Source organism: Acidovorax sp. A1169 (assembly GCF_030704685.1).
GTDB lineage: Bacteria > Pseudomonadota > Gammaproteobacteria > Burkholderiales > Burkholderiaceae_C > Acidovorax.
The window spans coordinates 255387-279902 of record NZ_JAUZDX010000003.1 but is presented as its reverse complement, the minus strand read 5'-3'; the positions used below and the strand labels follow the sequence as shown (position 1 = coordinate 279902).

General features: G+C 66.6%; 36 protein-coding genes. 8 read left to right on the top strand and 28 right to left on the bottom strand.

The window, feature by feature from the left end; genetic code table 11:
- Positions 1 to 16: 16 nt before the first annotated feature.
- The 4 genes from QYL93_RS07415 to QYL93_RS07400 all read left to right on the top strand — a co-directional run bounded on the left by QYL93_RS07415 (position 17) and on the right by QYL93_RS07400 (position 2534).
- A complete protein-coding gene (locus tag QYL93_RS07415) occupies positions 17 to 970 on the top strand; it encodes an asparaginase (RefSeq protein WP_305743056.1) in 954 nt (317 codons plus the stop codon).
- Positions 971 to 992: 22 nt separating this feature from the next.
- Positions 993 to 1412, top strand: a complete 420-nt coding sequence (locus QYL93_RS07410; protein ID WP_305743055.1) for a hypothetical protein — start codon at positions 993 to 995, stop codon at positions 1410 to 1412.
- Between the two features lie 20 nt (positions 1413 to 1432).
- Positions 1433 to 1912, top strand: a complete 480-nt coding sequence (locus QYL93_RS07405) for a DUF6152 family protein (protein WP_305743054.1) — start codon at positions 1433 to 1435, stop codon at positions 1910 to 1912.
- Between the two features lie 133 nt (positions 1913 to 2045).
- A complete protein-coding gene (locus QYL93_RS07400; RefSeq protein ID WP_305743053.1) occupies positions 2046 to 2534 on the top strand; it encodes a DUF3617 family protein in 489 nt (162 codons plus the stop codon).
- Positions 2535 to 2635: 101 nt separating this feature from the next.
- Here QYL93_RS07400 and adk read toward each other — a convergent pair whose 3' ends face one another.
- From adk to QYL93_RS07370, 6 genes are all read right to left on the bottom strand, one after another.
- The gene (adk, locus tag QYL93_RS07395; protein ID WP_305743052.1) at positions 2636 to 3292 is read right to left on the bottom strand and encodes an adenylate kinase; all 657 of its coding nucleotides are present in this window, start codon (positions 3290 to 3292) and stop codon (positions 2636 to 2638) included.
- Between the two features lie 323 nt (positions 3293 to 3615).
- A complete protein-coding gene (gene kdsB, locus QYL93_RS07390) occupies positions 3616 to 4407 on the bottom strand; it encodes a 3-deoxy-manno-octulosonate cytidylyltransferase (RefSeq protein ID WP_305743051.1) in 792 nt (263 codons plus the stop codon).
- Positions 4404 to 4586: a Trm112 family protein gene (locus QYL93_RS07385; protein ID WP_057203154.1), complete on the bottom strand. Its 183-nt coding sequence runs from the start codon at positions 4584 to 4586 to the stop codon at positions 4404 to 4406. The genes kdsB and QYL93_RS07385 overlap by 4 nt, the downstream gene beginning before the upstream one ends.
- 157 nt (positions 4587 to 4743) lie before the next feature.
- Positions 4744 to 5802 carry a tetraacyldisaccharide 4'-kinase gene (lpxK, locus tag QYL93_RS07380; protein ID WP_305743050.1) on the bottom strand — a complete coding sequence of 353 codons (1059 nt, stop codon included), beginning with the start codon at positions 5800 to 5802 and terminating at the stop codon, positions 4744 to 4746.
- A gap of 5 nt (positions 5803 to 5807) precedes the next feature.
- On the bottom strand, positions 5808 to 6251 hold the full coding sequence (locus QYL93_RS07375) for a biopolymer transporter ExbD (RefSeq protein ID WP_179680460.1): 444 nt from the start codon (positions 6249 to 6251) through the stop codon (positions 5808 to 5810).
- A 136-nt stretch (positions 6252 to 6387) separates the two neighbouring features.
- On the bottom strand, positions 6388 to 7029 hold the full coding sequence (locus QYL93_RS07370) for a MotA/TolQ/ExbB proton channel family protein (protein ID WP_179680459.1): 642 nt from the start codon (positions 7027 to 7029) through the stop codon (positions 6388 to 6390).
- Between the two features lie 353 nt (positions 7030 to 7382).
- Here QYL93_RS07370 and xseA point away from each other — a divergent pair, with 353 nt between their 5' ends.
- Together xseA and QYL93_RS07360 are read left to right on the top strand one after the other, a co-directional pair.
- Entirely contained in the window at positions 7383 to 8696 is a 1314-nt protein-coding gene (xseA, locus tag QYL93_RS07365) for an exodeoxyribonuclease VII large subunit (protein ID WP_305743049.1), read from the top strand.
- A gap of 159 nt (positions 8697 to 8855) precedes the next feature.
- Complete coding sequence (locus QYL93_RS07360; protein ID WP_305743048.1) at positions 8856 to 9437, top strand: superoxide dismutase; 582 nt, start codon at positions 8856 to 8858, stop codon at positions 9435 to 9437.
- Between the two features lie 82 nt (positions 9438 to 9519).
- On the opposite strand, the gene QYL93_RS07355 is transcribed toward QYL93_RS07360, so the two are convergent.
- Together QYL93_RS07355 and QYL93_RS07350 are read right to left on the bottom strand one after the other, a co-directional pair.
- Positions 9520 to 10020: a DUF192 domain-containing protein gene (locus QYL93_RS07355; protein ID WP_305743047.1), complete on the bottom strand. Its 501-nt coding sequence runs from the start codon at positions 10018 to 10020 to the stop codon at positions 9520 to 9522.
- A 130-nt stretch (positions 10021 to 10150) separates the two neighbouring features.
- Positions 10151 to 10360 (bottom strand): hypothetical protein, encoded by a 210-nt coding sequence (locus QYL93_RS07350; protein ID WP_305743046.1) that lies wholly within the window; start codon positions 10358 to 10360, stop codon positions 10151 to 10153.
- Between the two features lie 197 nt (positions 10361 to 10557).
- On the opposite strand from QYL93_RS07350, the gene icd reads away from it, so the two are divergent.
- Together icd and QYL93_RS07340 are read left to right on the top strand one after the other, a co-directional pair.
- Positions 10558 to 11817 carry an NADP-dependent isocitrate dehydrogenase gene (gene icd / locus QYL93_RS07345; protein ID WP_305743045.1) on the top strand — a complete coding sequence of 420 codons (1260 nt, stop codon included), beginning with the start codon at positions 10558 to 10560 and terminating at the stop codon, positions 11815 to 11817.
- A gap of 176 nt (positions 11818 to 11993) precedes the next feature.
- Positions 11994 to 13256 (top strand): tyrosine-type recombinase/integrase, encoded by a 1263-nt coding sequence (locus QYL93_RS07340; protein ID WP_305743044.1) that lies wholly within the window; start codon positions 11994 to 11996, stop codon positions 13254 to 13256.
- Here the strand turns inward: QYL93_RS07340 and QYL93_RS07335 are convergent.
- The 20 genes from QYL93_RS07335 to QYL93_RS07240 are packed head-to-tail and all read right to left on the bottom strand — an operon-like array spanning position 13198 to position 24514.
- Positions 13198 to 13461, bottom strand: coding sequence for an AlpA family transcriptional regulator (locus QYL93_RS07335; protein WP_305743043.1), 264 nt, complete (start codon positions 13459 to 13461; stop codon positions 13198 to 13200). The two genes, QYL93_RS07340 and QYL93_RS07335, sit on opposite strands and share 59 nt — an antisense overlap.
- Positions 13458 to 13706 carry a hypothetical protein gene (locus QYL93_RS07330; RefSeq protein ID WP_305743042.1) on the bottom strand — a complete coding sequence of 83 codons (249 nt, stop codon included), beginning with the start codon at positions 13704 to 13706 and terminating at the stop codon, positions 13458 to 13460. The genes QYL93_RS07335 and QYL93_RS07330 overlap by 4 nt, the downstream gene beginning before the upstream one ends.
- Positions 13693 to 14175 carry a hypothetical protein gene (locus QYL93_RS07325; protein WP_305743041.1) on the bottom strand — a complete coding sequence of 161 codons (483 nt, stop codon included), beginning with the start codon at positions 14173 to 14175 and terminating at the stop codon, positions 13693 to 13695. The genes QYL93_RS07330 and QYL93_RS07325 overlap by 14 nt, the downstream gene beginning before the upstream one ends.
- Positions 14172 to 14726 carry a hypothetical protein gene (locus QYL93_RS07320; protein ID WP_305743040.1) on the bottom strand — a complete coding sequence of 185 codons (555 nt, stop codon included), beginning with the start codon at positions 14724 to 14726 and terminating at the stop codon, positions 14172 to 14174. The genes QYL93_RS07325 and QYL93_RS07320 overlap by 4 nt, the downstream gene beginning before the upstream one ends.
- The gene (locus tag QYL93_RS07315; protein ID WP_305743039.1) at positions 14719 to 15699 is read right to left on the bottom strand and encodes an NADAR family protein; all 981 of its coding nucleotides are present in this window, start codon (positions 15697 to 15699) and stop codon (positions 14719 to 14721) included. The genes QYL93_RS07320 and QYL93_RS07315 overlap by 8 nt, the downstream gene beginning before the upstream one ends.
- Complete coding sequence (locus tag QYL93_RS07310; protein ID WP_305743038.1) at positions 15696 to 16274, bottom strand: hypothetical protein; 579 nt, start codon at positions 16272 to 16274, stop codon at positions 15696 to 15698. Before QYL93_RS07310 ends, QYL93_RS07315 begins: the two co-directional genes overlap by 4 nt.
- Positions 16271 to 17185: a DNA cytosine methyltransferase gene (locus tag QYL93_RS07305; protein WP_305743037.1), complete on the bottom strand. Its 915-nt coding sequence runs from the start codon at positions 17183 to 17185 to the stop codon at positions 16271 to 16273. The genes QYL93_RS07310 and QYL93_RS07305 overlap by 4 nt, the downstream gene beginning before the upstream one ends.
- Positions 17182 to 18057, bottom strand: a complete 876-nt coding sequence (locus QYL93_RS07300; RefSeq protein WP_305743036.1) for a DNA adenine methylase — start codon at positions 18055 to 18057, stop codon at positions 17182 to 17184. Before QYL93_RS07300 ends, QYL93_RS07305 begins: the two co-directional genes overlap by 4 nt.
- A complete protein-coding gene (locus QYL93_RS07295; RefSeq protein WP_305743035.1) occupies positions 18054 to 18557 on the bottom strand; it encodes a hypothetical protein in 504 nt (167 codons plus the stop codon). The genes QYL93_RS07300 and QYL93_RS07295 overlap by 4 nt, the downstream gene beginning before the upstream one ends.
- Positions 18554 to 19063: a hypothetical protein gene (locus QYL93_RS07290; protein ID WP_305743034.1), complete on the bottom strand. Its 510-nt coding sequence runs from the start codon at positions 19061 to 19063 to the stop codon at positions 18554 to 18556. The genes QYL93_RS07295 and QYL93_RS07290 overlap by 4 nt, the downstream gene beginning before the upstream one ends.
- A complete protein-coding gene (locus tag QYL93_RS07285; protein WP_305743033.1) occupies positions 19060 to 20043 on the bottom strand; it encodes a phosphoadenosine phosphosulfate reductase family protein in 984 nt (327 codons plus the stop codon). Before QYL93_RS07285 ends, QYL93_RS07290 begins: the two co-directional genes overlap by 4 nt.
- Positions 20040 to 20309, bottom strand: a complete 270-nt coding sequence (locus QYL93_RS07280; protein ID WP_305743032.1) for a hypothetical protein — start codon at positions 20307 to 20309, stop codon at positions 20040 to 20042. Before QYL93_RS07280 ends, QYL93_RS07285 begins: the two co-directional genes overlap by 4 nt.
- Positions 20306 to 20962, bottom strand: coding sequence for a hypothetical protein (locus QYL93_RS07275; protein WP_305743031.1), 657 nt, complete (start codon positions 20960 to 20962; stop codon positions 20306 to 20308). Before QYL93_RS07275 ends, QYL93_RS07280 begins: the two co-directional genes overlap by 4 nt.
- Complete coding sequence (locus QYL93_RS07270; protein ID WP_305743030.1) at positions 20959 to 21330, bottom strand: hypothetical protein; 372 nt, start codon at positions 21328 to 21330, stop codon at positions 20959 to 20961. Before QYL93_RS07270 ends, QYL93_RS07275 begins: the two co-directional genes overlap by 4 nt.
- Before the next feature lie 16 nt (positions 21331 to 21346).
- Positions 21347 to 21811: a DUF6378 domain-containing protein gene (locus QYL93_RS07265; protein ID WP_305743029.1), complete on the bottom strand. Its 465-nt coding sequence runs from the start codon at positions 21809 to 21811 to the stop codon at positions 21347 to 21349.
- A gap of 22 nt (positions 21812 to 21833) precedes the next feature.
- The gene (locus tag QYL93_RS07260; RefSeq protein ID WP_305743028.1) at positions 21834 to 22169 is read right to left on the bottom strand and encodes a hypothetical protein; all 336 of its coding nucleotides are present in this window, start codon (positions 22167 to 22169) and stop codon (positions 21834 to 21836) included.
- 40 nt (positions 22170 to 22209) lie between these two features.
- Positions 22210 to 23124: a DUF2303 family protein gene (locus QYL93_RS07255; protein WP_305743027.1), complete on the bottom strand. Its 915-nt coding sequence runs from the start codon at positions 23122 to 23124 to the stop codon at positions 22210 to 22212.
- A gap of 57 nt (positions 23125 to 23181) precedes the next feature.
- Positions 23182 to 23592: a hypothetical protein gene (locus QYL93_RS07250; protein WP_305743026.1), complete on the bottom strand. Its 411-nt coding sequence runs from the start codon at positions 23590 to 23592 to the stop codon at positions 23182 to 23184.
- A complete protein-coding gene (locus QYL93_RS07245) occupies positions 23589 to 24284 on the bottom strand; it encodes a hypothetical protein (protein WP_305743025.1) in 696 nt (231 codons plus the stop codon). Before QYL93_RS07245 ends, QYL93_RS07250 begins: the two co-directional genes overlap by 4 nt.
- Positions 24281 to 24514, bottom strand: a complete 234-nt coding sequence (locus QYL93_RS07240; RefSeq protein ID WP_305743024.1) for a hypothetical protein — start codon at positions 24512 to 24514, stop codon at positions 24281 to 24283. Before QYL93_RS07240 ends, QYL93_RS07245 begins: the two co-directional genes overlap by 4 nt.
- Positions 24515 to 24516: the final 2 nt, after the last annotated feature.

The window sequence follows — 24516 nt, the reverse complement described above, 5'->3', positions numbered from 1 at the left end:
ACCAGTTTTTCGGAGTATGCAAGTGAGTGCGCAAAAAATTGTGGTTCTGGGTACGGGCGGCACCATTGCCGGCACCGCTGCGCAGGCGAGGGACAACATCGGCTACACGGCCGCACAGGTGGGGGTGGGCGAGCTGCTGGCGGCCGTTCCCGGGCTCGAAACGATGGCTGGCGGGCCCCTGGTGGTCGAGCAGGTGGCCCAGATCGACAGCAAGGACATGGAGGTGGGTGTGTGGCGTGCCCTGGCGCGGCGCTGCGCCGAGTGCATGGACGACCCGGCCGTGCGCGGTGTTGTCATCACCCACGGCACCGACACCATCGAAGAGACGGCCTGGTTTCTGCACTCGGTGCTCCCTGCCTCGAAGCCCGTGGTGCTGACCTGCGCCATGCGCCCATCGACCGCGCTGGTGCCCGATGGCCCGCAGAACCTGCTCGACGCCGTGGCCGTGGCCGCCACCGCCGGTGCGCAGGGCGTGGTAGTGGTGGCTGCCGGCACCATCCATGGCGCGCAGCGCGTGCAGAAGGTGCACCCCTACCGGGTGGACCCGTTCAGCTCCGGTGACGCCGGGCCCTTGGGGTGGGTGGAGGAGGGCGCTGCCCGCCTGGTGCAGGCATGGCCCCAGGCGCCGGGCGGCCAGGCTGCCACAGCCATTGCCGCCTTGCCGGCCGACGCCCCCTGGCCGTGGGTGGAACTGCTCCTGAGCCACGCAGGAGCCAGTGGCCGCGCGGTGGATGCCCTGGTGCGCGAGGGCGTGCAGGGGCTGGTGGTGGCCTGCACAGGCAATGGCACCATCCACCATGCGCTGGGGGACGCGCTGGCACGTGCGCAGGCGGTGGGGGTGCGTGTGGTGCGCTCCACGCGCTGCGCCGAAGGGCAGTTGCTGCCCACGCCCGGCGATGCCTTTGCGGCTGCGCCCGGCCTGTCGCCCGTGAAGGCCCGCATCACGCTGATGCTCGAGCTGTTGCACTGATCACCACGCCAGGAAGCCCTTTATGTTCGCTGCCCTGCGCTCCCATGTATGGGCCTATCCGGCGCTGGAGGTGGTGCACATCGTGGGCATTGCGCTGCTGCTCGGTAACTTGGTGCTGCTGGAGCTGCGGGTGTTTGGCCTGGGTGCCGCGCTGTCGCCCCGGGATCTGGCGCGCCTGAGCCTGTCGCTGGCACTGTGCGGCTTTGGCATGGCGGCCCTGTCGGGCCTGGTGATGTTTGCCACGCAGCCCCAGGAATTGCTCGCCAACCGGGCCTTCACCCTGAAGATGCTGTTGTTGATGCTTGCCGGCTGCAACGCGGCGTGGTTTCATGGGCGTGGTTCGCTCGCACGGCTCGATGGCCTGGCGCGGGCGCAAATGCTGCTGTCCACCCTCGTCTGGCTGGCCATCGTCGCCTGTGGCCGGTGGATAGCCTACCTCTGACATTCGAAAGGAAAAATCCCATGCCTTTGCAGCGTCGCCAGGTTCTCGCCGTGGCCAGTGTCCTTCCCTTGGTTCCCTTGGCGGCCCATGCGCACCACGGCTGGAGCAGCTTCGACGCGGACCGCCCGATCTACCTCGAAGGCACCGTGCGCAAGGTGCGCTGGCAGAACCCGCATGCCGAGCTGGAGCTGGAGCTGCCCGCCAACCTGGCATTGCCGCCCAACCTGGCGCAGCGCGCCTTGCCCGCGCAGACGGCACCGGTCGATGGCAAGGCCCTGCTGGCCCGGGCCGTGCTGCCCACGCGCAAGGACCGCAAGTGGGAGATCGAGCTGGCGCCGCTGACGCGCATGCAGGCCTGGCAGGTGGCCGAGATCAAGCCGGGCGCAGCGATCTCGGTACTGGGCTTCACGCTGCGCGAGGAAAAGGGCGATGCGGTGCTGCGGGTCGAGTACCTGTTCGTGGATGGCAAGGTCTACGGGCTGCGCTCAAGCCCGGCCTGATCTCTGATGGCCCGGCAGGTGGGCGCCGGGATCGTTGAATAGTGCACGTTTCGTTTCCTTGATGTGCTTCGCTGCGTGCAGCGCTGGGGTTTACCGCCACTATCATCCGGCACATTACTTTGCAGGAGTCGTTATGCGCTGTTTCTCCCTTTCTCTCGCTGCCGCTGCCGTGGTCCTGGCCACCTTGCCCGCACAGGCCCTGGAGTTGCCCAAGCGCAAGCCGGGGCTGTGGGAGCTCAAGGCGACTTCCGGTGAGGGTGCGCCCCCTACCGTCATGCAGCAGTGCACGGATGAAGCCTTCGAGGCACAGATGCAGAAGACGGCCCTGGAAACGTCCAAGACCATGTGCAGCAAGAACGACATGAAGCGCGACGGAAACACCATCACGGGCAATGCTGAATGCAAGATGGGTTCGGTCAACATAACCTCCCGTACCGTCACCACGGGTGATTTCACCAGCAACTACAAGGTCGTGGTGAACAACACCTACAGCCCACCAATGATGGGTAAAACCAATGAAACCACCGTCTTGGAGGCGCGCTGGCTGGGGGCCTGCGCCGCAGGCCAGAAGCCAGGTGCCATGACGATGCCGAACATGCCCGTGGCCCCCAAGTCCAAGTAATCGCCTTCCGATCAAGCTGGCCCCAGCGGGTCAGAAACAACAAAGCCGGGCATTGCCCGGCTTTGTTGTTGGTGCCGCCGAAAAATCAGCGGGTCAGATGGTTAGCTGGCGAGGGCCGCAAAGGCCCGATGCGTGATGTCGTCCACGCTGCCCATGCCGCTGATGGCGTGGTATTGGGGGGCGGCGGTGGGGTCGGCCTTGGCCCACTGGCTGTAGTAGTCCACCAGGGGGCGGGTCTGGTCGCTGTACACCTGCAGGCGCTTCTTGACAGTCTCTTCCTTGTCGTCGTCGCGCTGGATCAGGTCTTCACCGGTCACGTCGTCCTTGCCTTCCACCTTGGGCGGGTTGAACTTGACGTGGTAGGTGCGGCCGCTGGCGGGGTGCGAGCGGCGGCCGCTCATGCGTTCGATGATGGCCTCGAAGGGCACATCGATCTCCAGCACGTGGTCGAGCTTCACGCCCGCAGCCTTCATGGCGTCGGCCTGGGGGATGGTGCGGGGGAAGCCGTCGAACAGGAAACCCTTGGCGCAGTCGGGCTGGGCAATGCGTTCCTTGACGAGGTTGATGATCAGGTCGTCGCTGACCAGGGCGCCCGACTTCATGATGGCATCGGCCTGCAGGCCCAGCGGGGTGCCTGCCTTGACGGCTGCGCGCAGCATGTCTCCGGTGGAGATCTGCGGAATGCCGTACTTCTGGCAGATGAACGTGGCTTGCGTGCCCTTTCCGGCGCCAGGCGCGCCCAACAGAATCAGTCTCATGAAGGTCCTCGAAGGTTAGAAATCGGCTGGCAATGCTGGCTGGGGCTGCACCACGCGCGGGCGCTCGATCACGGCCATGGCAGCAAAAAAAGACCGCAGTGCTCCACGGATGGGGCGGGGCTGCGGGGGTGTGCTGCAACGGCAGTGCTCGCGCAGGCGCTTGTGGGGCCCGGGATGCAATGCTCTCGTTGCGGTCGAGGATAGCATGTGACCGCCTTGCACTGGCTTACACGCGCGATATGACATGCGTATAAATGCGTAGGATGGCCCCTTCGCGCACCAGCATGGGGCGTTTGCCGGCCCCTGCGGGGGTGTCCGCCGGCCTACGCCAACAGGGCGCGCACGCGCTCCAGGTCCTGCGGCGTGTCCACGCCTGGGCCGGGCGCGGTATCGGTGACGTGCACTGCAATGCGGTGGCCGTGCCACAGCGCGCGCAGTTGCTCCAGCGCTTCCATCACCTCGGTGGGGGCCTGCGTCAGGGTGGGAAAGGCGCGCAGAAAACCCGCGCGGTAGCTGTAGATGCCGATGTGGCGCAACGGGGCAAAGCCGGCGGGCACGGTGCCCGTGGCGTTGTCCCACCACGCAGTGCCCGCATAGTCGCGTGCCCACGGAATGGGCGCGCGGCTGAAGTAGTGCGCCAGGCCGCGTGCATCGAGTACGACTTTCACCACGTTCGGGTTCTCGTAGTCAGCCAGGGTGGCGATGGCGTGGGCCGCGGTGCCCATGCTGGCCTCGGGGCGCGCGGGCAGCAGGGCCGCCACGGCATCGATGAGGCCGGGGTCCATCAGCGGTTCGTCGCCCTGCACGTTGACCACGATGTCGTCGCCCGCCAGGCCCAGTTGCTCGCAGGCCTCGGCCAGGCGGTCGCTGCCGCTGGCGTGGTCGGTGCGGGTCAGGATGGCGGGTACGCCATGCGCCTGGCAGGCCTGCAGCACGCGCGCGTCGTCTGCTGCCACCACCACGCGGGCGGCGCCACTCAGCGCGGCGCGCTGCGCCACGCGCACCACCATGGGCAGGCCGGCAATGTCGGCCAGGGGCTTGTCTGGCAGGCGGCTCGAGGCCATGCGCGCCGGAATCACGACGGTGAAGGCTTCGGGTGCGGCCACCGCGCTCATGCCTCGATTTCTTCGTCGGTCAGCGTGCGCGCCTCGTTTTCGAGCAGCACCGGGATGCCGTCGCGCACCGGGTACGCCAGGCGCGCGCTGCGCGAGACGAGCTCCTGGTGCTCGCGGTCAAAGGTCAGCGGGCCCTTGGTGACGGGGCAGACCAGCAGTTCAAGCAGTTTTGGGTCCATGGCGGCAGCTTTCCAGCAAACGTTCGTTCAATCACCCTGGGAGCCTGTCGGACTTGGAAATCGTCGGCTGCTAATCGGCCGCAGCGCTGCAAATCCGGCAAAAAATGTCCTCCCTGAGGCCAATTTTCGCTTTCGACGCTCCAAGTCCGACAGGCTCCTAGGGGGCGGGCAGGGGCGATGATAGCGAGGGTGGCGGTACCAATGAGGCCAACCGGGCGTCTACCGCTGCGAAAAAGGCCGGGGCCAGACCCACCTCCAATGGCACCGCCAGGGCGTCGGGGCGCAGTGGCCAGAGCTTCACGGCATCCTTGGCGGTGCACAGCAGGGGCAGCTGCGCGCCCTGCGTTGCGCCATCCCCATCGCTCCAGCCGGTGAAGTCGTGGTGGTCCGGCAGGGCTGTGGTGCGCGCCAGGGTCAGCCCCCCGGCCCGCAGCATGCCAAAGAAGTCCTCGGGCCGGGCAATTGCCGCCAGGGCATGCACGGGCTGGCCGCGCAGCGATTGCAGGGGCAGGCGGCTGCCGTCGGCGCGCACGGCGTGGTCGGCCAGGCCGCGCCGCAATTCAAACGCGGGTGCCGTGCCGGCAGGGGCTGCCGTGGTATCGGGGTGCAGCACCCAGTCCACTGCACGCGGCCAGGGCTCGCGCAGCGGCCCGGCCGGCAGCAGAAAGCCGTTGCCCACGCCCTGGTCGTTGAAGACGCAGACCTCCAGGTCGCGCTGCAGCGCCAGGTGCTGCAGGCCATCGTCGCAGACGATGACATCGGTGTCCGGGTGCCTGGCAAGCAAGGCCCGCGCCGCAGTGGTGCGCTGGCGGTCCACGAAGACCGGCACACCGCAGCTGCGGGCGATCAGGGCGGGCTCGTCGCCTACCTCGCGCGCCGGGCTGTCGGCCAGCACCTCGCGGCAGTCGGTGGTGCTGCGGCCATAGCCGCGCGAGATGACGCCGGGCTTGAGTCCGCAGGCCTTGAGGTGCTGCACCAGGGCCATCACCACGGGGGTCTTGCCGGCACCACCGGCAATCACGTTGCCCACGACAATGGTCGGGCGCCCGGGGTGTTCGGAGCGCAGGGTGCCGTGGCGGTAAAGGGCCCGGCGCAGCCGCACCAGAAAGCTGTAGGGCAGAGAGGCGGGCCACAGGGCCCAGGCGACGAAGCCCCGGGATTGCCAGGCCCGTACCAGGCCGGCAGAAGGGGGCGGCTGCGGCCCGGCGGCAGCCATGTCCGCTAGCGGCCGCCGTTGCCTGCGCGCGCGCCAGCCGACGACTGGGTGGCAAAGGTGATCTGCGTGAGGCCCACGCGGCGCGCGGCCTCCATCACCGTCACTACCGCCTGGTGGGGCGACATCGCATCGGCGCTGATGATGACCACGCTGTCCTTGCCGATGGCGGCAGACGCCTCGCGCAGGGCGCGGGCCACGGCGTCGACGCTATTGCCCTCCACGCCGGTCTTGTTGACCGCATAGCGGCCATCCGCCGCCACCGCGACCACCACTTCCTTGGGGTGGTCGCGTTGCTGGTCGGCATCGGCCACGGGAAGGGTCAGCTGCAGCTCGGTGAACTTGCTGTAGGTGGTGGTCAGCATCAAGAAGATGAGGATCACCAGCAGAACGTCGATGAACGGGATCAGGTTGATCTCGGGTTCTTCCTTGGCACGGGGGCGGAAATTCATCCCGGAGACCTTTCAAACAACTTGGGCGCTGCCTCTAGGGCGCCATGTTTTGCCGCCGGGCCGCCCCAAGGCAAAACGCGGCCCCCTTGGGGGGCAGGGAGCCACACGCAGTGGGCGACCGTGGGGGCCATCGCCGTCACTTCTTGTGGCGCAGGATGTGGCGCACGAACTGTTCCGAGGCCAGTTCCAGGGTCAGCAGGTAGGCATCGACGCGGCCACGGAAGTAGCGCCAGAAGATCAGCGCCGGGATGGCCACGATCAGGCCGAAGGCCGTGTTGTACAGGGCGATCGAGATGCCGTGCGCCAGCCGGGCAGGGTTGCCCCCGCCCATGGCCTGCCCCACGCCGCCGCCGCCGGTCTGCGAGCCGAAGATCTCGATCATGCCGATGACCGTTCCCAGCAGGCCGAGCAAGGGGGCTGCCGAAGCAATGGTGGCCAGGGCGCTGAGGTATTTTTCGAGCCGGTGGGCGACGGAGCGGCCGGTGCCTTCCATGGCGGCACGCAGATCGGCCTCGCTGCACTGCGGGTTGCTGTTGAGCGTGCGCAGGCCGCTGGCCAGCACCTCGCCCAGGGCAGAGTTCTGCGCCAGCTGGTTCACCACATCGGGTGTGGGCAGGCTTTTGGACGAAACGGTGATGGCTTCGTCGAGCAGCTTGGGCGGCGCGACACGGGCCGTCTTGAGGGCCACGAAACGTTCGATAACCAGGGCCATACCAAGGATGGAACACACGATCAGCGGCCAGATGGGCCAGCCTGCGGCTTGTATGATGGACAGCAAATCTCTCTCCGCGCAGATGAGGGGCAATCGGCGATTATGGCCCAGCTTGCTGGCCGCTTTTCGTCACAAACCGTTACCTTGGCGGATGCCCCAGGTGACCGCAGCTTCACCCACAAAATCTGTGGATAACTTTGTGGGCAACCGGGTCGCTCAGGCCCGCAAAGTGGCTTGGCGCCGTGCTTGCAACAGATTGATGAAAAATTGCGCAGTGAAAAATACATATAAATCAATGACTTGCACGTGTTCTCGTGATTTGCTGTGGGTAAATGGTTCTCAGGCGTTGGTGGCCGCTGTATCGCCGCTTCTGTGGAAGACTCGGCCCTCCAATGGGGCGCCAATGGCCGCCGTTGCTCATGTTTGAGCGTGGAAACCCCACAGTGGCGCCCCGTGTGTGGGAAGTCGGCGCGCTGTGCCGCGCCATTGCTGATGCGCTGGAGGCGCGCTTCAATCCTGTAGCGGTGCGCGGCGAGATCACGGGCTTCTCGCGCGCATCCAGCGGGCATTGCTACTTCTCGGTAAAAGACGCCCAGGGCCAGTTGCGTTGCGCCATGTTCCGCCGCGCCGCCAGCCTGCTTGACTTTTCGCCGCGCGATGGCGAATTGGTGGAAGTGCGCGGCAAGCTGGGGGTGTACGAGGCCCGCGGCGACCTGCAGTTCATTGTGGAAAGCATGCAGCGCGCCGGCCAGGGCGCGCTGTTCGAGCAGTTCCTGCGCCTGAAGGCCCAGTTGGAGGCCGAAGGCCTGTTCGATGGCGCCCGCAAGCGGCCACTGCCCGTGCAGCCGCGTGGCATTGGCCTGGTCACCTCGCTGGGTGCTGCCGCACTGCACGATGTGGTCACGGCGCTGCGCCGCCGGGTGCCGCACATCCCCGTGGTGCTGGCACCCGCCCAGGTGCAGGGCGCAGCCGCGCCGCAGTCCATCATTTCCGCGCTGAACCGGCTGTACCGGCTGGCGGAGCAGGGGCCTTCGGCCAGCCAGCCGGCCATCGACACCATCCTGCTGGTGCGCGGCGGCGGCTCCATCGAGGACCTGTGGGCCTTCAACGACGAGCACCTGGCCCGCACCATCGTGCAAAGCCCGGTGCCATTGGTCAGCGGCGTGGGGCACGAGACCGATTTCACCATTGCCGACTTCTGCGCCGACCTGCGCGCGCCCACCCCCACCGCTGCGGCCGAGCTGGTGGCGCAGCCGCGCGAGGTGTGGCTGGGTGCCCTGGACCTGATCGAAGGCCGCATCGCCGACGGACTGCAGCGCCAGCTCGATGCCCGCCACCAGCGCCTGGACCAGGCGGCCGCCCGCCTGGGCCGCCCCTCGGGCCTGGTGGCGCGCGAACAGATGCAGATGGCGCGCATGGCCCAGCGCATGCGCCACGCCGTGTTGCTGCGCCTGCAGCGCATGGAGCAGGCCCAGCAGGCAGTTGCTGCGGCACTGCCCGTGCAGGTGCAGCGCCGCATCGACGGCCTGCGCGACCGGGTGGACCGCGCCGCGCTGCGCCTGGAGCTGCTCGACCCGCGCCTGGTGCTGCAGCGCGGCTATGCACTGCTTGCCGATGCGGATGGCCACGCGGTCACCAGCGTGCGCCAGGTGCATCCCGGCGATGCGCTGCGCGCCACGCTGGCCGATGGCGTGGTCGACGTCACCGCTGCGGCCCAGGCGCGTTTGCTGTAGGACAATCGCGGCATTGTCATGGACTATGACGAATCGTTGCACCCTTCGCTGCACGGGTCGCATGTTCTTCCTACAATGCCCGTTCACCCGCAGGCACGCAGCGTGGAACTCATGGCGCAGCGGGCCCACCACAATTCAAACCACCACGAGGAAAACACCATGGAACATACCCTTCCCCCGCTGCCCTACGCCATCGACGCCCTGGCCCCGAACTACAGCCAGGAAACGCTGGAGTACCACCACGGCAAGCACCACAATGCCTACGTGGTGAACCTCAACAACCTGCAAAAAGGCACGGAATTCGAGGCGATGACCCTTGAGGAAATCATCAAGAAGGCCAGCGGCGGCATCTACAACAACGCCGCCCAGATCTGGAACCACACCTTCTTCTGGAACTGCATGGCACCCGCCGGCGGCGGCGAGCCATCGGGCGCGCTGGCTGCAGCCATCACCGCCAAGTGGGGCAGCTACGCTGCCTTCAAGGAAGCGTTCGTCAAGAGCGCCGTGGGCAACTTCGGTTCGGGCTGGACCTGGCTGGTGAAGAAGGCCGACGGCAGCGTCGACATCGTGAACACCGGCGCCGCCGGCACGCCCCTGACCACCGCCGACAAGGCCCTGCTGACGGTGGACGTGTGGGAGCACGCTTACTACATCGACTACCGCAACATGCGCCCCAAGTTCGTCGAAACCTTCCTGGACAAGCTGGTCAACTGGAAGTTCGCCGAAGCCAACTTCGCCTGATTGCCGGCTACCGGCCTGCCTGCCCTTGCCGGGCGGGCACAAAAAACGGCCCTCGGGCCGTTTTTTCATGCGCGCAGCAGGTTCACTTGCGCGAGAAGGGCGCGCCACCGAGCTTGAAGCCCGCCTTGATGCCCTTTTTGGCGAACCAGCCCTGGTTCATCTCCAGCACGAAGCGCACGGGCTTCTTGGAGCAGTGCGACTCCAGCGTCTGGGGCTTCATGTCCTCCAGATTGACGATGGTGCCGTCGTCCGCGACGAAGGCGGCCGTCAGCGGCAGCAGCGTGTTCTTCATCCAGAAGCACTGCTCGCTGGGCTGCTCGAAGACGAACAGCATGCCCTCGTGCTGGGGCATCTCGGGGCGGTTCATCAGGCCGATCTGGCGCTCCAGCGGCGCCAGCGCCACCTGGGCATCGATGCGGTGCATGCCGGCGGAGAGCTCCACGCGCTGCAGATTCAGCTGCGGGCCTTCCTGTGCCCGGCCGGTGGAGGCCATGCCCATCAGCGATGCGGCCAGCAGGGCAGCGGCCAGCAGACGGCGGGAGACAGGAGCGGGTAGGGCGGTTGCAAGGCTCGGGCTGGGCATGGAAGGGGTCTTTCGGCGAGGAGGGGTGGGCAGCAGGCGGGCGCCGGAAACGAAAACGCCCGCAGATGCGGGCGATTTTGAGGCAAACCGGTGGACGGGGGTCAGTGGATCGCAAAAACCCCCGGCTCCATCAGGCGGCGGCCTTCTTGGCGTGCTTCTTGGTCTTCTTTTGCGCCATTTTCTTGGACTGCTTGTGGGCAGGTGCGGCCTTGGCCTTGGGGGCTGGGGCTGCCGCAGGTGCCGCGGCGGGGGCGGGTGCGGCAGCAGGGGCGGCTGGAGCCTGTGCGAAAGCACCGGCAGAGAACAGACCAGCCATCAGGACAGCGAGGAGTTTTTTCATATATGCCATTTCCTAGACGAACTATCGGGTTGAGGGCTTTGCAAAAAACTCGCAAAGCTCCACCTGCAACGATAGCAGCCCAGGCAAGGTTGACAGGGGGTTTCGGTATATTTTTGTCGATAGAATCGTGCCGGTTGAGAGCGCATCGCCAACCTGCTGAATCCCTGTTTCAGCATTCCAACGGAGACCTCCCGTCCATGACCAGCTACCAGCACATCAAGGTGCCTGCCCAAGGGCAGAAAATCACCGTCAATGCCGACATGTCCCTGAACGTGCCGGACGAGCCGATCATCCCTTTCATCGAAGGCGACGGTACCGGTCTGGACATTACGCCGGTCATGATCAAGGTGGTCGATGCCGCCGTGGCCAAGGCCTATGGCGGCAAGAAGAAGATCCAGTGGATGGAGGTCTATGCGGGCGAAAAATCCACCAAGGTCTACGGCCCCGACGTGTGGCTGCCCGAGGAAACGCTGGCCGTGCTGCGCGAGTACGTGGTGTCCATCAAGGGCCCGCTGACCACCCCCGTGGGTGGCGGCATCCGCTCGCTGAACGTGGCCCTGCGCCAGGAGCTCGACCTGTACGTCTGCCTGCGCCCCGTGCAGTACTTCAAGGGCGTGCCTTCGCCCCTGAAAGAGCCCGAGAAGACCAACATGGTGATCTTCCGCGAGAACTCGGAAGACATCTACGCTGGCATCGAATTCGAAGCCGAATCCGACAAGGCCAAGAAGCTCATCAAGTTCCTGCAGGACGAGATGGGCGTCAAGAAGATCCGCTTCCCCAACACATCGGGCATCGGCGTCAAGCCCGTCTCTCGCGAAGGCACCGAGCGCCTGGTGCGCAAGGCCATCCAGTACGCCATCGACAACGACAAGCCCAGCGTGACCATCGTGCACAAGGGCAACATCATGAAGTACACCGAGGGGGGCTTTCGCGACTGGGCCTATGCCCTGGCGCAAAAGGAATTCGGCGCCGAGCTGATCGACGGCGGCCCCTGGTGCAAGTTCAAGAGCCCCAAGTCGGGCAAGGACATCACCATCAAGGACAGCATCGCCGATGCCTTCCTGCAGCAGATTTTGCTGCGCCCTGCGGAGTATTCCGTGGTGGCCACGCTCAACCTCAACGGCGACTACATCTCCGACGCGCTGGCCGCCCAGGTCGGCGGCATCGGCATCGCGCCGGGCGCCAACATGTCCGACTCGGTGGCCTGCTTCGAAGCCACCCACGGCACGGCCCCCAAGTACGCCGGCAAGGACTATGTGAACCCCGGCTCCGAAATCCTCTCGGCCGAGATGATGCTGCGCCACATGGGCTGGATCGAGGCGGCCAATTTGATCATCAGCTCGCTGGAGAAGTCGATTGCGTCGAAGAAGGTGACCTATGACTTCGCGCGGCTGATGGATGGGGCCACGCAGGTGAGCTGCTCGGGCTTCGGGCAGGTGATGATCGACAACATGTGATCGCGTTTGGTAGGGTTCCTTGAGTACCCGCAGAACAGGCCCGCTCCTATGGAGTCGGGCCTTTTTTCTGCCCGTTCGGTTCTTGAAAGTTCCATGGTGTTCCATCGAAATCGTTCCATGTTCTGTACCATGCTGTTCCATGGCCCCAGGGCTGGTTTTTTCATGGAACACTTCTGATGGCCGATAGCCGCGCAATCAACTACAAACTCAAGTCCTCGCAGCTCAATGCTGCCAAGCCCAAGGACAAGCCCTACCTGCTGCTTGACGGGGGCGGGCTGTATGTCGAAGTGCTGACCACGGGCAGCAAGATCTGGCGCTACATCTATTCGTTCGAGGGGCGGCGGCCTAAGTGGACCATTGGCCCATATCCTGAGATCGGCATTGCCGAGGCGCGTGATGCGCACGCACTGCTACGAGCGAAGCTGGCCAAGGGCGTCGACCCTGTCGAGGAGCGAAAGCGTTCGGAGCAGATCGACGCTGATGCCAAGCGCCGCAGCGTGACTTTTGAGGACTTTGCCCAGGTGTGGGTGCGCGAGACGCTGTTCTATCGCTCGGCGGCCTACCGCACCCAGGTCGTGCGGTTCCTGGACTCGTACATCAACCCGGGCATTGGCCAAAAGGCGCTGCACCAGGTGAAGGCGGGCGATGTGCTGGCCATCATGGAAAAGCTGCTGCATGTGCCGGTGACGGCCGACCGCTGCCGTGTGATCGTGCAGCAGGTTTACAACTTCGCCATCCGCAAGCTGATCGTTGAATCCAATCCGGCACTGGCTGTGCGCGGCGCCGTGGCCGTGCCACCGGCAAAGCACCACGTGCATCTGCGGGAGCCTGAGCTGGTGCGGTTTTGGGGTGAGCTCGACAAGCAAAGCGGCACCAGTGCGCTGACCGTCTACGCGGCCAGGTTGCTGGCGTACACCATGGTGCGCAAGTCAGAGCTGATCAAGGCCAAGTGGCCCGAAGTGGATTGGAAAAAGGGGGTGTGGACGGTGCCGGCCGAGCGCATGAAGATGCGGCGCGAGCATCGCGTCTACCTGCCGCGCCAGGCGGTGGCCCTGCTGCGCGAGCTGCACCGGATGACTGGGCATGGCGAATACCTGTTCCCCATGCGGTTCCTGGGTGGCAAGGGGCGGCCGATGTCAGATGCCACGCTGAACCACATGATTGGCCGGCTGGACTTCGGGGTGCCTGAGTTTGCGCCGCACGGCCTGCGTTCGACGGCGGCCACCATCCTCAAGGAACACCGGGTGGTGCAGCAGGATGTGATCGAGCTGCTGCTGGCCCATGAGGAAAAGAAAGAGGTGGTGGCCGCGTACACGCGCGCCGAGCTGGCGGAAGACCGGCGCCGGGCGCTGCAGTGGTACGCGGACCACATCGATGCACTCACTGCGGCGGCCCGCCCGCCTGCTGCGCCTGCAGATCCTGCTCAGCCAGCTGCCTGATGGCCGAGTAGGGCCACAGGGGAGTGCCGCTGATCTTGCGGCCTTCGGGCACCAGGCCCTGGTCCACCCAGCGATAGAACGTTGTCTTGCCGATGGGCAGCACGCCACGTCGGCGCGGCGTGCTGAAGATATCGGAGGCGCGCAGCAGCGAGCTGTCGTTGTAGTGGGGCAGGGCAGCAGTTGGGGCTTGAGCTGTGGCGTTCATGGCAATTCTTTCTTGGCGCTGGCCTGATTGAGCGCAAACACGCAGTTGCTGTGGCTGTCACGGCCTGCCGGGCGCAGGGTGCCGTCGCTGGCCAGGCGCTGGGCCTGGCGCTGGTCGCACTCCAGTTCGCGGCTGCTCTGGATGATGAAAAAGCGCTGCGTCTTGGGGCTGAGCTTGAGCACGCCGCCAGCGCGCAAGCTGTTCAAGATGTTGGGTTGTGCGGTGGCGGGGTTAAACATGTTCACGGTCGGTGGTCCTTTCCTCTTGCTCGGCGCGGGCGATGCGGTCCAGGTGGACCTGGGCATGCAGCTCGCTGGTGATGGTGCGGTTGACGGCTTCCACGGCCGCCTGGGCGAAGGCCCTGGTGGGGGCGTCGCGCCACTCGCGGATGGCTTCCCAGGTGGCGGGCCATTCGCGGGGTTGGGGCGGCGGGGTGTGGGTGGTGCGGGCTGGCGCCAGAGCGCGGTCGCGGCGCTTGCGGAATTCGTAGATGTCGCGGCGCAGGCCGCCGTGGAACTCAAGGACCAGCTCGCGGGCCTGGAACAGGTCGTCATCGCTGATGTCTTCGCCATCGTCCAGGCGGGAGAGCAGCTCGCCCTGGTGGTTGAGTGCCTGCAGCAGCTCTTCGGCGCCGCGTGCCAGGTACTCGCCGAACTCGATGGCGTAGTCTTTGGCTGTGCGCTCGGGGCGGCGGGGTTGGGTGGCGGTGCTCATGGTGCTGGTGCTCCGGTGCACAGCGCTTCCCACTCGGCCATCTGGCGCTTTTTCTCGGTGACGCGAAGACGGATGGCGTTGTAGTCCAGGCTGAAATGCCCGATTGACTTGTTTACCTGGGTGAGGGTGTCCGCGACCGCTTCGATAAAGCGTACGCGGTTGGTTTTGCCGCTCGATGGGTCGATCTCTTCGATGCCCTGGATGACGCAGCGGGCCACGACTGCCTGCAGCACCCCCAGTATTCGCAGCAGGCTGGTGTGGTGGCTTGGGGTTGTGCCGCGACCAACTGGGTTCAGGGACATGTGCAGCGATTCAGACATGCGCATGGCCATCACATCTCTTGGCAGGTCAAACTGCGCTACAGCCAGTTCCACCTGCGCCAGGACATCGGCCGTCTCGTCTGTGAAGGCCTTGCGGTGGCTGTAGGGGTTTTCAATGCTGGCAGCCACAGCAGTGGTCAGCTCGCCCAGTTCTTCCTGCAGCTTGCCCAGGCGGCGCAGGGTGCGTGGGTCGGTGGTGGGGGTCCAGGGGTTCATGGTGGTGTCAGGCATTTCCGCCCTCCTGTGCTCGCAGCTCGGCACGGATCTCCATCCACAGCTTGCCCAGCATGTTCTGGCCGTCGCGGTTGGGGCCCCAACCCCAGAAGGCATCACGCCAGGAGTCTTCGACCAGCTCGCGGTTGCCGGTGGCCAGCAGTTTGCGGCGCACGTATTTGTGCTGGTTGGCCTTGGCGCGCAAGATGGTGCGCATGATGTCCACCTTGACCGCATCCCAGTCGGGGCGGCGGTGCTCCTTATTGCGTTCGGCGATTTTGTAAGCCTCGTGCGCTGACGGCGCTACCAACACCTCGTAGGCAATCCCCGCGCAGCAGGCCGCGCCACCTACGAACTTCTCGTAGTGGTAAGCCGCCTCGCTGGTGTCAAAACGTAGGTTGCGCCAGTCCAGCGTGAAGGCGCTGAAATTCGATAGCACGTAGCAGTCCTGCTCGTAGAAGTGCACTGTGGTGGCGTTGTCCGGTTTCACATTGCCGGGGACGCGCCTCGCCCCGCTGTCGGAGTTCTGGGCTGCGAGCACAGCGCCAGCGCGGGACACCAGCGGCGCCAGCGCGCCGATGAAATTGCTGTAGGTCAGGCCGGCGACCGGCGAATGCTCAGTCAGGCCGTGCTCGTCGTGGGTTGTGACGGTCAGATCGTCCAGCAGGTGCTTGCACTGGGCGTGGAGTTGGGCCAGCAGGTCTGGGTCGCCGGGGGTGTTGAGGCGCTCTGCCTTGGTCAGCAGCTCGGCCGCCAGACGTTGCAGCTCGGTGCGCACCTCGACACAGATCACCTCGTAGTGCGAGTAGCGCCCGCCTGGGAACCGCTTTCGCTGGTCGTCAAGCCAGGCGTGGGCATCCTCCTCGGGGGTGAGGGTGTCTGAGCGGTCGTAGCTCATGCAGTAGGCTTTGGTGGCCGGATCGGCCACGCGCCATTCGATCCGGGTGGCGCTGGCCAGCTTGCGCAGGCGGGCGATGTTCTGGGGGGTCATGCTGCTGCTCCTGCTGGTGAGTGGCCAGACCGCAAGGCCGCAAGGGTCCTGTGGTGCGCCTTGAGTGCTGTTTTGTAGGTGGCCTTGGCCGCCTTCTTTGTGGGCATCCATTCGCCCTGCACGTCGCGGTGCTTGGGGTAGTCGCGGTCGATGAAGACGGTGCGGTACATGCGGTACTCCCACACCGTCCCGCCCTTGACGTGCTCGTGGCGCATCTCCAGCTGTGGAACTCTCTCGCCGCACAGGTGTTCGGCAAAGCTGTCTCCCGTGCAGCCATCAGCGTCCAGGAAGTCGCGGTACTGGTGCTGTTTCGGTGGTGGCGGCGGCTCTGGAAGTTCTGCCAGTGCCAAGGCCTTGCCGGTTTCCGTGACGTGGAACACTTCGTCGGTCGGATCCAGAAACCTCGGCGTTGGGCTGCGCGCCATCAGGCCGGATGCGACCAGGGCCTGCAGGTCGGGCTGGTCGTGATGCCCGGGCCCGGCCACGAAGTGATTGCGGTGCGCCTCGCGGCGGTCGGGCCGTAGGCCCAGTGTGTGGTGCAGCAGGTTGATCTGCTGGGCGGTGGGGTGCGTCATGCTGCCGCCCTCAATGCGTGGATCAGGTCGCGCGCCTGGGGTGGGCACACGGCGTTGCCGAGCATGTGCACGGCGGTCTTGTGGTCGGCGGGCAGGTGGTAGCCAGCCGGGAAGCCCATGGCGGCGCGGCACTCTTCGGCCGTGAGCATGCGCATGCGGTCGCCGTCGATCACAGACCAGCGGTCGCGCGTGGTGATGGTGCCCAGGGGGCGGTGCAGGCTGCGGCCTGTTTCACCCGAGCCACTGCCGTAGTAGGGCGCCACGAACCTGTGGCCGTGCCGCAGCCGGCCAGCGGCGATGCGCGCCAGGGTGTTGCAGGACCGGCCGGGCTTGTCGATAGCAGACCATCGGCCCGCGCTGAAGTCGATCACATCGGCAGCGGTGGCCATGGCGGCGCGCGGCAGGTCGAGCGTGATGGGGTGCGCGCTGCGCGTGCCCACGATGAAAAGGCGCAGGCGGTGCTGTGGCACGCCGTGGTCGGCGGCGTCGAGCACCATGGGCGCCAGGGCATAGCCCAGGGCGTTCATAGCAGCGCACCACGCGGGGTAGAGCGTCCACGCGGCGAAGGCGGGCACGTTCTCGACCACGAAGACGGCAGGCCTGTGGCACTCTGCCGCCGACACCACGGCCCACGCGGTGGAGCGCAGGGCATCGTGGTGGGCCTTCTCTTTGCCTCGCGCCGGGCTGTGCCCCTGGCATGCGGGGCTTGCCAGCAGCAGGTCGTGCTGTGGCACCTGCGTCCAGTCCTGCTGCTGCAGATCCTGGCAGGCGTGGAGTGTGCCGGGGTGGTTGATCGCGTGCGCGTCCACGGCGGCTTGCCAGTGGTTGCCAGCCCACACGACCTGGCAGCCCGCCATGGCGGCGCCGGTGCTGAATCCGCCGGCGCCGGCGAAGAGGTCGATGGCTCTCATGCTTGATCCGTCTCGGCGAATAGGCCGCCGTGAGAGCGCTCAAGGGCTGCGGCGCATGCCGGGTTGAGCCAGAGCACTTCGGTGCGCGTCCGGGCGCCATCAGCCAGGGCCTTGCGCTCATGGCGGGCCCAGCCGTTGTACAGCTCGCGGTCGTACAGGTCGCACGGGTAGCCGGACAGCACCACCATGCCCTTCACGCTGTGAAGCAGCTCGGCCAGGCTGCGGTGGTCGGCGTCGGTCAGCTCGTGCCGGTAGCCGGACCAGTTGCTGTAGCTGGGCTGGGTGAGCATCCGCGTGCGGGTGCTGAACACGTAGGGCGGGTCCACGTAGATCAGGGTGCGCGGGCCGTCGTGCTGGGCGATGACCTGGGCTGCGTCGCGGCATTCCAGCGTGACGCCGCGCAGTCGCTCGGTGATGGCGGGCAGCGCATCGGGGTAGTTCACCCAGTCGTGCGCCGGCGTGGTGTGGCTGCGTGAGCTGTTGCAGCGAAAGCCTGTGCGCTTGCCGCTGGCGCCGCCAGATCCGAAGCCCATGAACGAGCGCACCACCGTGCGGCGGGCTTGTTCCAGCGTGTCATCGGCCGGCAGGTAGGCTTGCTCGAACTCGGCCCGGGAAAAGGGCGTGAGGTACAGCGCGTCGCGCAACTCGGCGCCACGGTCGCGCGCCACCGCAAAGAAGTTGTTGAGCTCGGCGTCGAGGTCGTTGTAAATCTCGGCATGGCTGCGCTTTTTGAGCAGCAGCACGCTGGCGCCACCACCAAAGGGCTCGACGTAGACCATGTGGGGCGGGAAGAATGCCTCAATCCACTTGGCCAGGCGGAACTTGCCGCCGTGGTATCGCAGGGCTGGGCGGGTGATTGCAAGCGCGGTCATGCCATCAGTCCCGCAAATGGATTGTTGGCCCGAGCCCGCCATTGGCCAGTGCGGACGGCGTGAGCGTGGCCCTTGCTCATGCCGGCCTTGGCGGCGGCTTTGGCGCAGGAATCGGGGGAGTTGCGCACCTGCTCGATCACTTCCTCGGGGAAGCGTGAGGCGGCGCGCCGGGTGGCTGTGCGCTTGGCAATGGCGGCCGGTGTGTTCAGGTGGCCGCGCTCGATCTGGATTTGGCGGCTGCGCTTGGTGCTGACCTTGATGGAGCATTGGGGCGAGACGCACCGCAGGTTGTCGCAGCGGGCTACCGCTTCGAGCCTGCCGGGGATGGGCCTGCCGTCCACCAGTTCGCGCACCACGCGCCGCACCTTGACGACCTTGCCGCCGTGGCGCACCTTGGGCGCCTCGGGTTTGCCGTGCGGGTTGGAGCTTGCTGGCCACAGCCAGCAGTCGCCCTCCAGGGTGCAGCGGGCCTTGATGGTGTCGAGGGTTTCGAGCTTCATGCTGGCTGGCCCTCCGCGCGCAGCTGCAGCGCGCGCTCCACGTCGCCAGTGCTCATGCCCTCGGTGCGCTGTAGCAGGTCGTCCAGCGTCTGCGCCCCGTGGGCGAGCTGCAGCTCGGTCAGGCTGGGGAGCAGACGGGTGCAGGCGGCCAGGCCGCTCTGGATGGCACCACGGTGCAGCTCCAACTGCTCGGGGTGGGCCTGCAGGTCGCCCAGGGCACTGGCGGCGCCGCGCAGGATGTTGACGTCGGCGCCCTCATGGATGCCGGCCAGGCCGCAGGCGTGGGCGACGATGTAGACGATGCGCCCGGCCAGGTTGGTGGTGTTGGCGGCGTGCTGGCCCGTCCAGGCGTGCAGGCTGGCGCCACGCAGCAGGGCGGCCACGTCGTGGGCGATGCGGGCGCGCTGGATTTCGGTGGTGACCGGGTGCGGGGTGTTGGCCTTGGCCTGGCGGGCCTGGTTCTGCCGGCGCTGCAGGCCGGCGAGGCGTGATGTGGTGCGTGTCATGCCGATTCCAGTTCTGCCTGCTCGCACAGGCCGTATGAGCTGCTACAGCCGCCTGCACCGTCGTGCTCGGTGGCGTCCAGCAGGTTGAATTGCTTGCCGCCGCGCGTGGTCTTGGACCATTCGATGCGGCTCCAGATGTTCAGATCGGCGAATACTTGGCGCCGGTCTTTTCCGGGGTGGGCGTCGGCCATGAAGGTGGAGCCGCCGCGCTTGCTGCACATGCTGACCAGCACTTCCCATTCGGCTATACGCTCCAAATGCTGTGGAAAGCGCGTGGCGATCTGGCGCAGCTCTGCCTTGTTGCAGTTGATGCAGGGCATGCATCCCACACGGCCCATGCCCTGCAGGTGCAGAGGGTTGGGCTGCAGGCCGCGCGCGGCCGAGTAAGCGAAAACCTGCGCGGCGGTCCATTCCACGATGGGGCGGCAGATGCGCAGGCCGCCGCCCACGCGCTCGAATTTCTTCGCGTTGCGGCGGTTGTGCGATTCGTCGCGGCGCACGCCCTGCCAGCTGATCACGCGGTGGCCGGCTTCCATGAGGTCGAGCTGGTAGCCGACGGCCATGTTGCGCTTGAGCTCTTCGGTGCAGAACTGGGCTTTGCGGCTGGGAAAGCGGCCTTTCCACATGCACAGGTCAAGGAATGGGTTTCCGCTGGGGTGCATCACCGACAGCGCGCGGCGCTTGGCCTTGTTGGACCAGCGCAGGCGGCGGCCAGCCTTGTCGCGGCCGGTGCGCACGTCGCGCGCGATGAACATGCGCTTTACCAGGAGCTGGCGCGAGAAATCGGCCTTGAGGCGAATGATGGTGATGCCGAGGGCTTGCTCCAGATAATCCAGGTAGGCGTAGGTCTGCTCGTGCTCGTTGCCGGTGTCGCAGAAGATGGCGACCACAGACCCGGCAGGGCAGCGCTCCATTGCAATGAGCAGCGTGGCCAGGCTGTCCTTGCCGCCGGACACGGAAATGACGTGGATGGTGCTCATTTGCCTGGGAACCTTTCCTTGCGGCCATCGGGGTAGTGGAGCCAGTCGCCCACGCGGCTGGGCTTGGTGAAGGCGGCGAAGCGGGCATCGGGCACGCCGGCATTTCGGTGCAGCTCGTGGCCCTGGTAGTCGCTGGAACTGAGGTGAGCGCTGGGGCCGCTGGTAGTGATGGGGCGGGACCACGCGCGCAGCAGGCTGCTCGTGCGCGCCTTGCGGCGCGGGCGGGGCTGGTGCATGGGGGTGGGGTCTTGGGGCAGGGCGCTCATGCTGTGGGCGCCTCCTGCGTTGCAATCCACACGGGCTGGCGGCAAAGGGCATCGAGTCGGTGATACCGTTCGATGAATGCATCGCGCCAGGCATTCCAGGGCATCTTCTCGCGCGCCTTGTTGGCAAGATCGATGTCCTTGAGTGGTAGAACTCGCGCCGGGCCAGGGGTGTCGATGACCGACCAGGCGCGGTTGCGACCGGCCTTGAATGGCATGAGGTCGCGCCGCTCAGTGGCCAGCGCAACCAGGTCGGCCTGGCGTACGGCTTTGCCGTGTGCGGCGTGGGGCGCGCGCAGGTTGTAGGTGGTACGCACCAGCAGGGCGAGCGGGTGTTCGAACTCGCCCCACAAGATGCCGAGCACCAACTTGACCATGGTGTTCACGTCGCCGCACATGCACTCATGCGCGTCGTGCATCAGGGCCAGGCGCTGGGCGTGGTGGTCCAGGCCCATGTTGGCGACGATGTCGGCCACCAGCAGGCTGTGCTCGGCCACGCTGTAGGGGCGCGCTGCGTGGCCTGTGAATCGATTGAGCTGGGCCAGGCTGTGCGCGATCACCTCGACGCTCGGCGCCTTGGCGGCAAAGAGCTTGAAGCCGCTGATGGGCTGCTCTTTGCCGTCCGAGAGCAGGATTTCTTCGTGGATGGGGTTCATGCTGGCTCCTGGGGTGCCTGGGCGTCTGGCTGCACTTGCGGACGGCGCTTGAGGATCACCGCGACGTCTATGGGCGGGAGGTCCACAGGCTCGGGCCGGGGTGGGTATTGGATGTACAGCCCGGCCAGCTTGAGCAGCGGCACCACGGCGTGGCCTGCCTCGGTGAGGCGGGCGGTGGTGCTGAAATGCTCGTCCGCGTTCTTCTCGCGCACGCGCTCAACCAGGCCTTTGCGCGCCAGAGCGTCGAAGGTGGTGAGCAGCATCCAGGTGTCGCCGAACTGGTGAAGCTGGCTGATGCACTCGATCTGGCGGCGCGAGATCGTGAGTGCGAATGCCGTGCTGGTGACGTAGTCGCGGAAAGTGCTCATGCTGGCCGTGCCTCGCTCAGTTGCGGAAGGTGGCTTCAACAGCCGCTTCGGACTCGGCGGCTTCGTGGGCCAGCGCTGCGTAGGCGGCCCCATCGGTGTAGTCGTCAGTGTTGAACAGGCCGTTGCGGGCGCTTGTGGCGGCGCGGACCATCTTGAGGGTCTGCATGAAGGCCCAGCCCTGCGTTTCGGTCAGGGTGGTCTTGTGGATGGCGTTGAACGCGGCCACGGTGGCGGCCATGCTGCGCTCCTGCGGTGCGGTGGCCTGGCCGGTGGCGGTGTCGCGCTGTGCGCCGCGCTGGGTGATGACCTCGGCGGCATTCCGAAGGACGCCTTGGGCCAGAAGCGGGCCAATGGCGGCGGTCAGGGGTGTCACGTTGCTGGCGGCTGCGGCCACCGGCGCGGCTTGGCCAGGCACGGCGCGGGCGATGGTGGTGCGGGCACGGGGTGCGGCGACTTTGCGGGTGTTGTTGGGCTTGCTCATGGGATGCCTTTCGGGCTGGGGGTTATGCAGCGGCTGCTGCGGGGTGGTGGGTGCGCTTGGGGATCACCTGGGCGCGGACCACGCGGCCGCGCAGCTCAGGGATGGGGGGGCGAGTGGCGCCGGTGTGGGCGCGCAGGTGGGAAAGCTCCACGTCCAGCACCGCGCCGGGCACCAGGTTGTTGCGCTGGGCGTTCCAGAAGGCTTCGGCCTCGGGGCCGAGCCACCGCACCTGGTAGGCCTCCATGCCTTCGCTGCCCAGGTTGTCGAGCAGGCGCAGCACCAGCCGAAACTGGCCCTGGTCGTTGCGTCCGACTTCGGGGCGGGTCTTGCTCATGAAGAGGGTGCCGGTGGCGCGCATGGTGGGTGCCTCGCTGCGGTGGGGTGTGGAGTGGAGTGGGTCAGCTCGCCTTGGCGTAGCTGCCCAGCAGCACGGGCATGGCGCCCTTCATGGCGTCGTGCACCAGGCCGGCCAGCTCGCCGCCCATTTGCTCGATGTGCGTTTCCAGGTTCTGGATGCGCAGCACCAGCGCCGGTTTGTCGCCGGTGGTCAGGATGGACAGGCGTAGCATGAAGTTGCGCGGTTTCAGGTCCGCATAGGGCTGGCAGACGAAACTGATCACCGTGGGGATGGGCTCGGCGCTGGTGGCGGCCACGCTCTCGAAGGCGGTGCGGCTGGCGCTGAGGGCCTTCTCTTCGTTGTCGACCTTGCGGGCCGATTCGATGGTGATGCGGCGGATGGCGGCCAGCGCCTGGGCGTGTGTGATGCTGGGGGTTTGCTCGTTGGCGAAGGTCATGGCCGCCAGCACGCCCCAGTCCTCAAAGAACTCGGCCAGGGCCTGCTGGCTCTTGGCCTGGCCGTTGACGCTGCACAGCGCAGCGTAGGCAGCTGTCTTCTTGGGCGACAGCACGGCCAGGTTGCCGGCGTGGCCGGGCTTCTCGACGGTGCCCAGGTCCAGCACGCCGGTGGCGGACATTTCGTCGGCATTGACAAACACCACGGCGCCGGGCCCTGCGTAGGCGGTGGTGTAGTCGGCGAACGGTTGCACGTAGGCCGTGGTCATCTTGCCGCGTGCGCGGCGGCGCTGGGGGAGAAAGGCCTCCAGGTCGTGCAGCTTGAAGTGCTCGGGCAAGCTGATGACGGCGCCGGGCTGGTCCAGCGCGGCGGTGGTGGCCAGGTGGGCGGCGGTGATTTCCTGGCCTTCCTCCAGCGCCTTGATGAAGGCATCGGGGATGTTGACGGCTGGAGCGAAGGCAGCGCCGGTCTGCAGCAGCTCGGCGGTGGCGGTGTTGTTGTTGTCGGCTTGCGGGTCCATGGTGGTCCTTGTGGTGGTGGATGGATGGGGCGGGTGGTGCTGGGCGCGCGCTGCGCGTCAGGCGCTGGGGTTGCCCTGCGTGGTGCTGGGCTGGGGTGCGCTGGGCGGCATGGGGGTGCCGCTGCGGTCGAACATGGCAAGCTGGCTTTCGGGCGCGAGGGTGAGGCGGCCGAACTTGCCGACGTGCAGGGCGGTCTTGCGCGAGGCCTCTTCGCTGGCCCGGCCGTTGATCGTTGGGCGCGAGAATTTGAGGATGTGTTTGCACAGCACCTGGCTGCTGCCGGGGATCTTCTCGAAGACGAACTTGATGTTCACTTCGCCCTTGGCGTCGTTGTCCACCGTGCCGGCGGCCACCTGGCTGAGGGCAATGGACAACATGCGGTCGAACTGGCCGCCGTCGAGGTCGGTGATGAACTCGGCCACGTCGGTGGCGGCGGTGGTGCTGGAGTGCTGGGGGGTGGTGCTCATGGTTGGGCTGGGGTGGTGGTGGAAGGGAAGCCGAGCACCCATACGAAGGGGTTGCTCTCGACCGAGCCCGCGCCGTTGATGTGGTCCCACAAGGACCAGTAGCAAATGCGGGGATCGGTGGCGTGGTAGTGGGTGGTGTCGGCCAGGCCGTAGCCGCCGTCGGGCTGGCGCACGATGCCTTCGGCCAGGGCGTCGGCTTCGCTGATGTCCTGCAGGCGCTCGACGCGGACGCTGGCGAGTTCGAGCGTCAGGCGGCTGGCCCAGCGGGGCATGTGGATGCTGGGGCGCCAGCGCTGTTGCAGGTTGTCGTCGAGGTCGAAGAACTCCGGGGCGGGCCCACCATCAGCGGCGTAAGCGCAGTGCGCAGGGTTTTGGTACTGATGGATGCGCGCTGGTGTGTGCCAGTCGGCGTCCGCATCTGTCTCGAATTCCTTAAGCAGTGGGCCCTGCCACGTTTCGCGCACCCAGAGCCGGTCGCCGCGCCCGCCATAAGGGCATGCAAACTGCACTTCGCCGTCTTCATCGCCAAAGTGCGAGCCGTTGTAAACCTGCCCGCGCTCCGCCGGGTCCGGCACTTCAACTACCGCTGAAAGGTTGGCGGCAGGCTTGCAAATGCGGCGTGTTTGGGTCTTGCTGCCATTCAGCAGCGCGCGCACCATTGCGCCGCTGAAAAGGATGGGGCGCTCTTTCATGGCTGGCCCCCGAAGGTCGGAAACATCGCGCAGACAGCAGCGCCCAGGGCGATGAGCAGCAACCCGTGCACCTGCTCTCCCACCGTGGCGGGCGTGGTTTCCAGCGGGTCGGGTGCCTCGCAGGCCTGCGGGGCCGGGCAGGCCTGGGCGGTGGTGCCGGCGCAGGCGCTGCAGCCGGGGCCGCGTGGGCGGGCGCGGCGGTCGCCGGTGGCGGGGGGCGTGCTGTTCATCG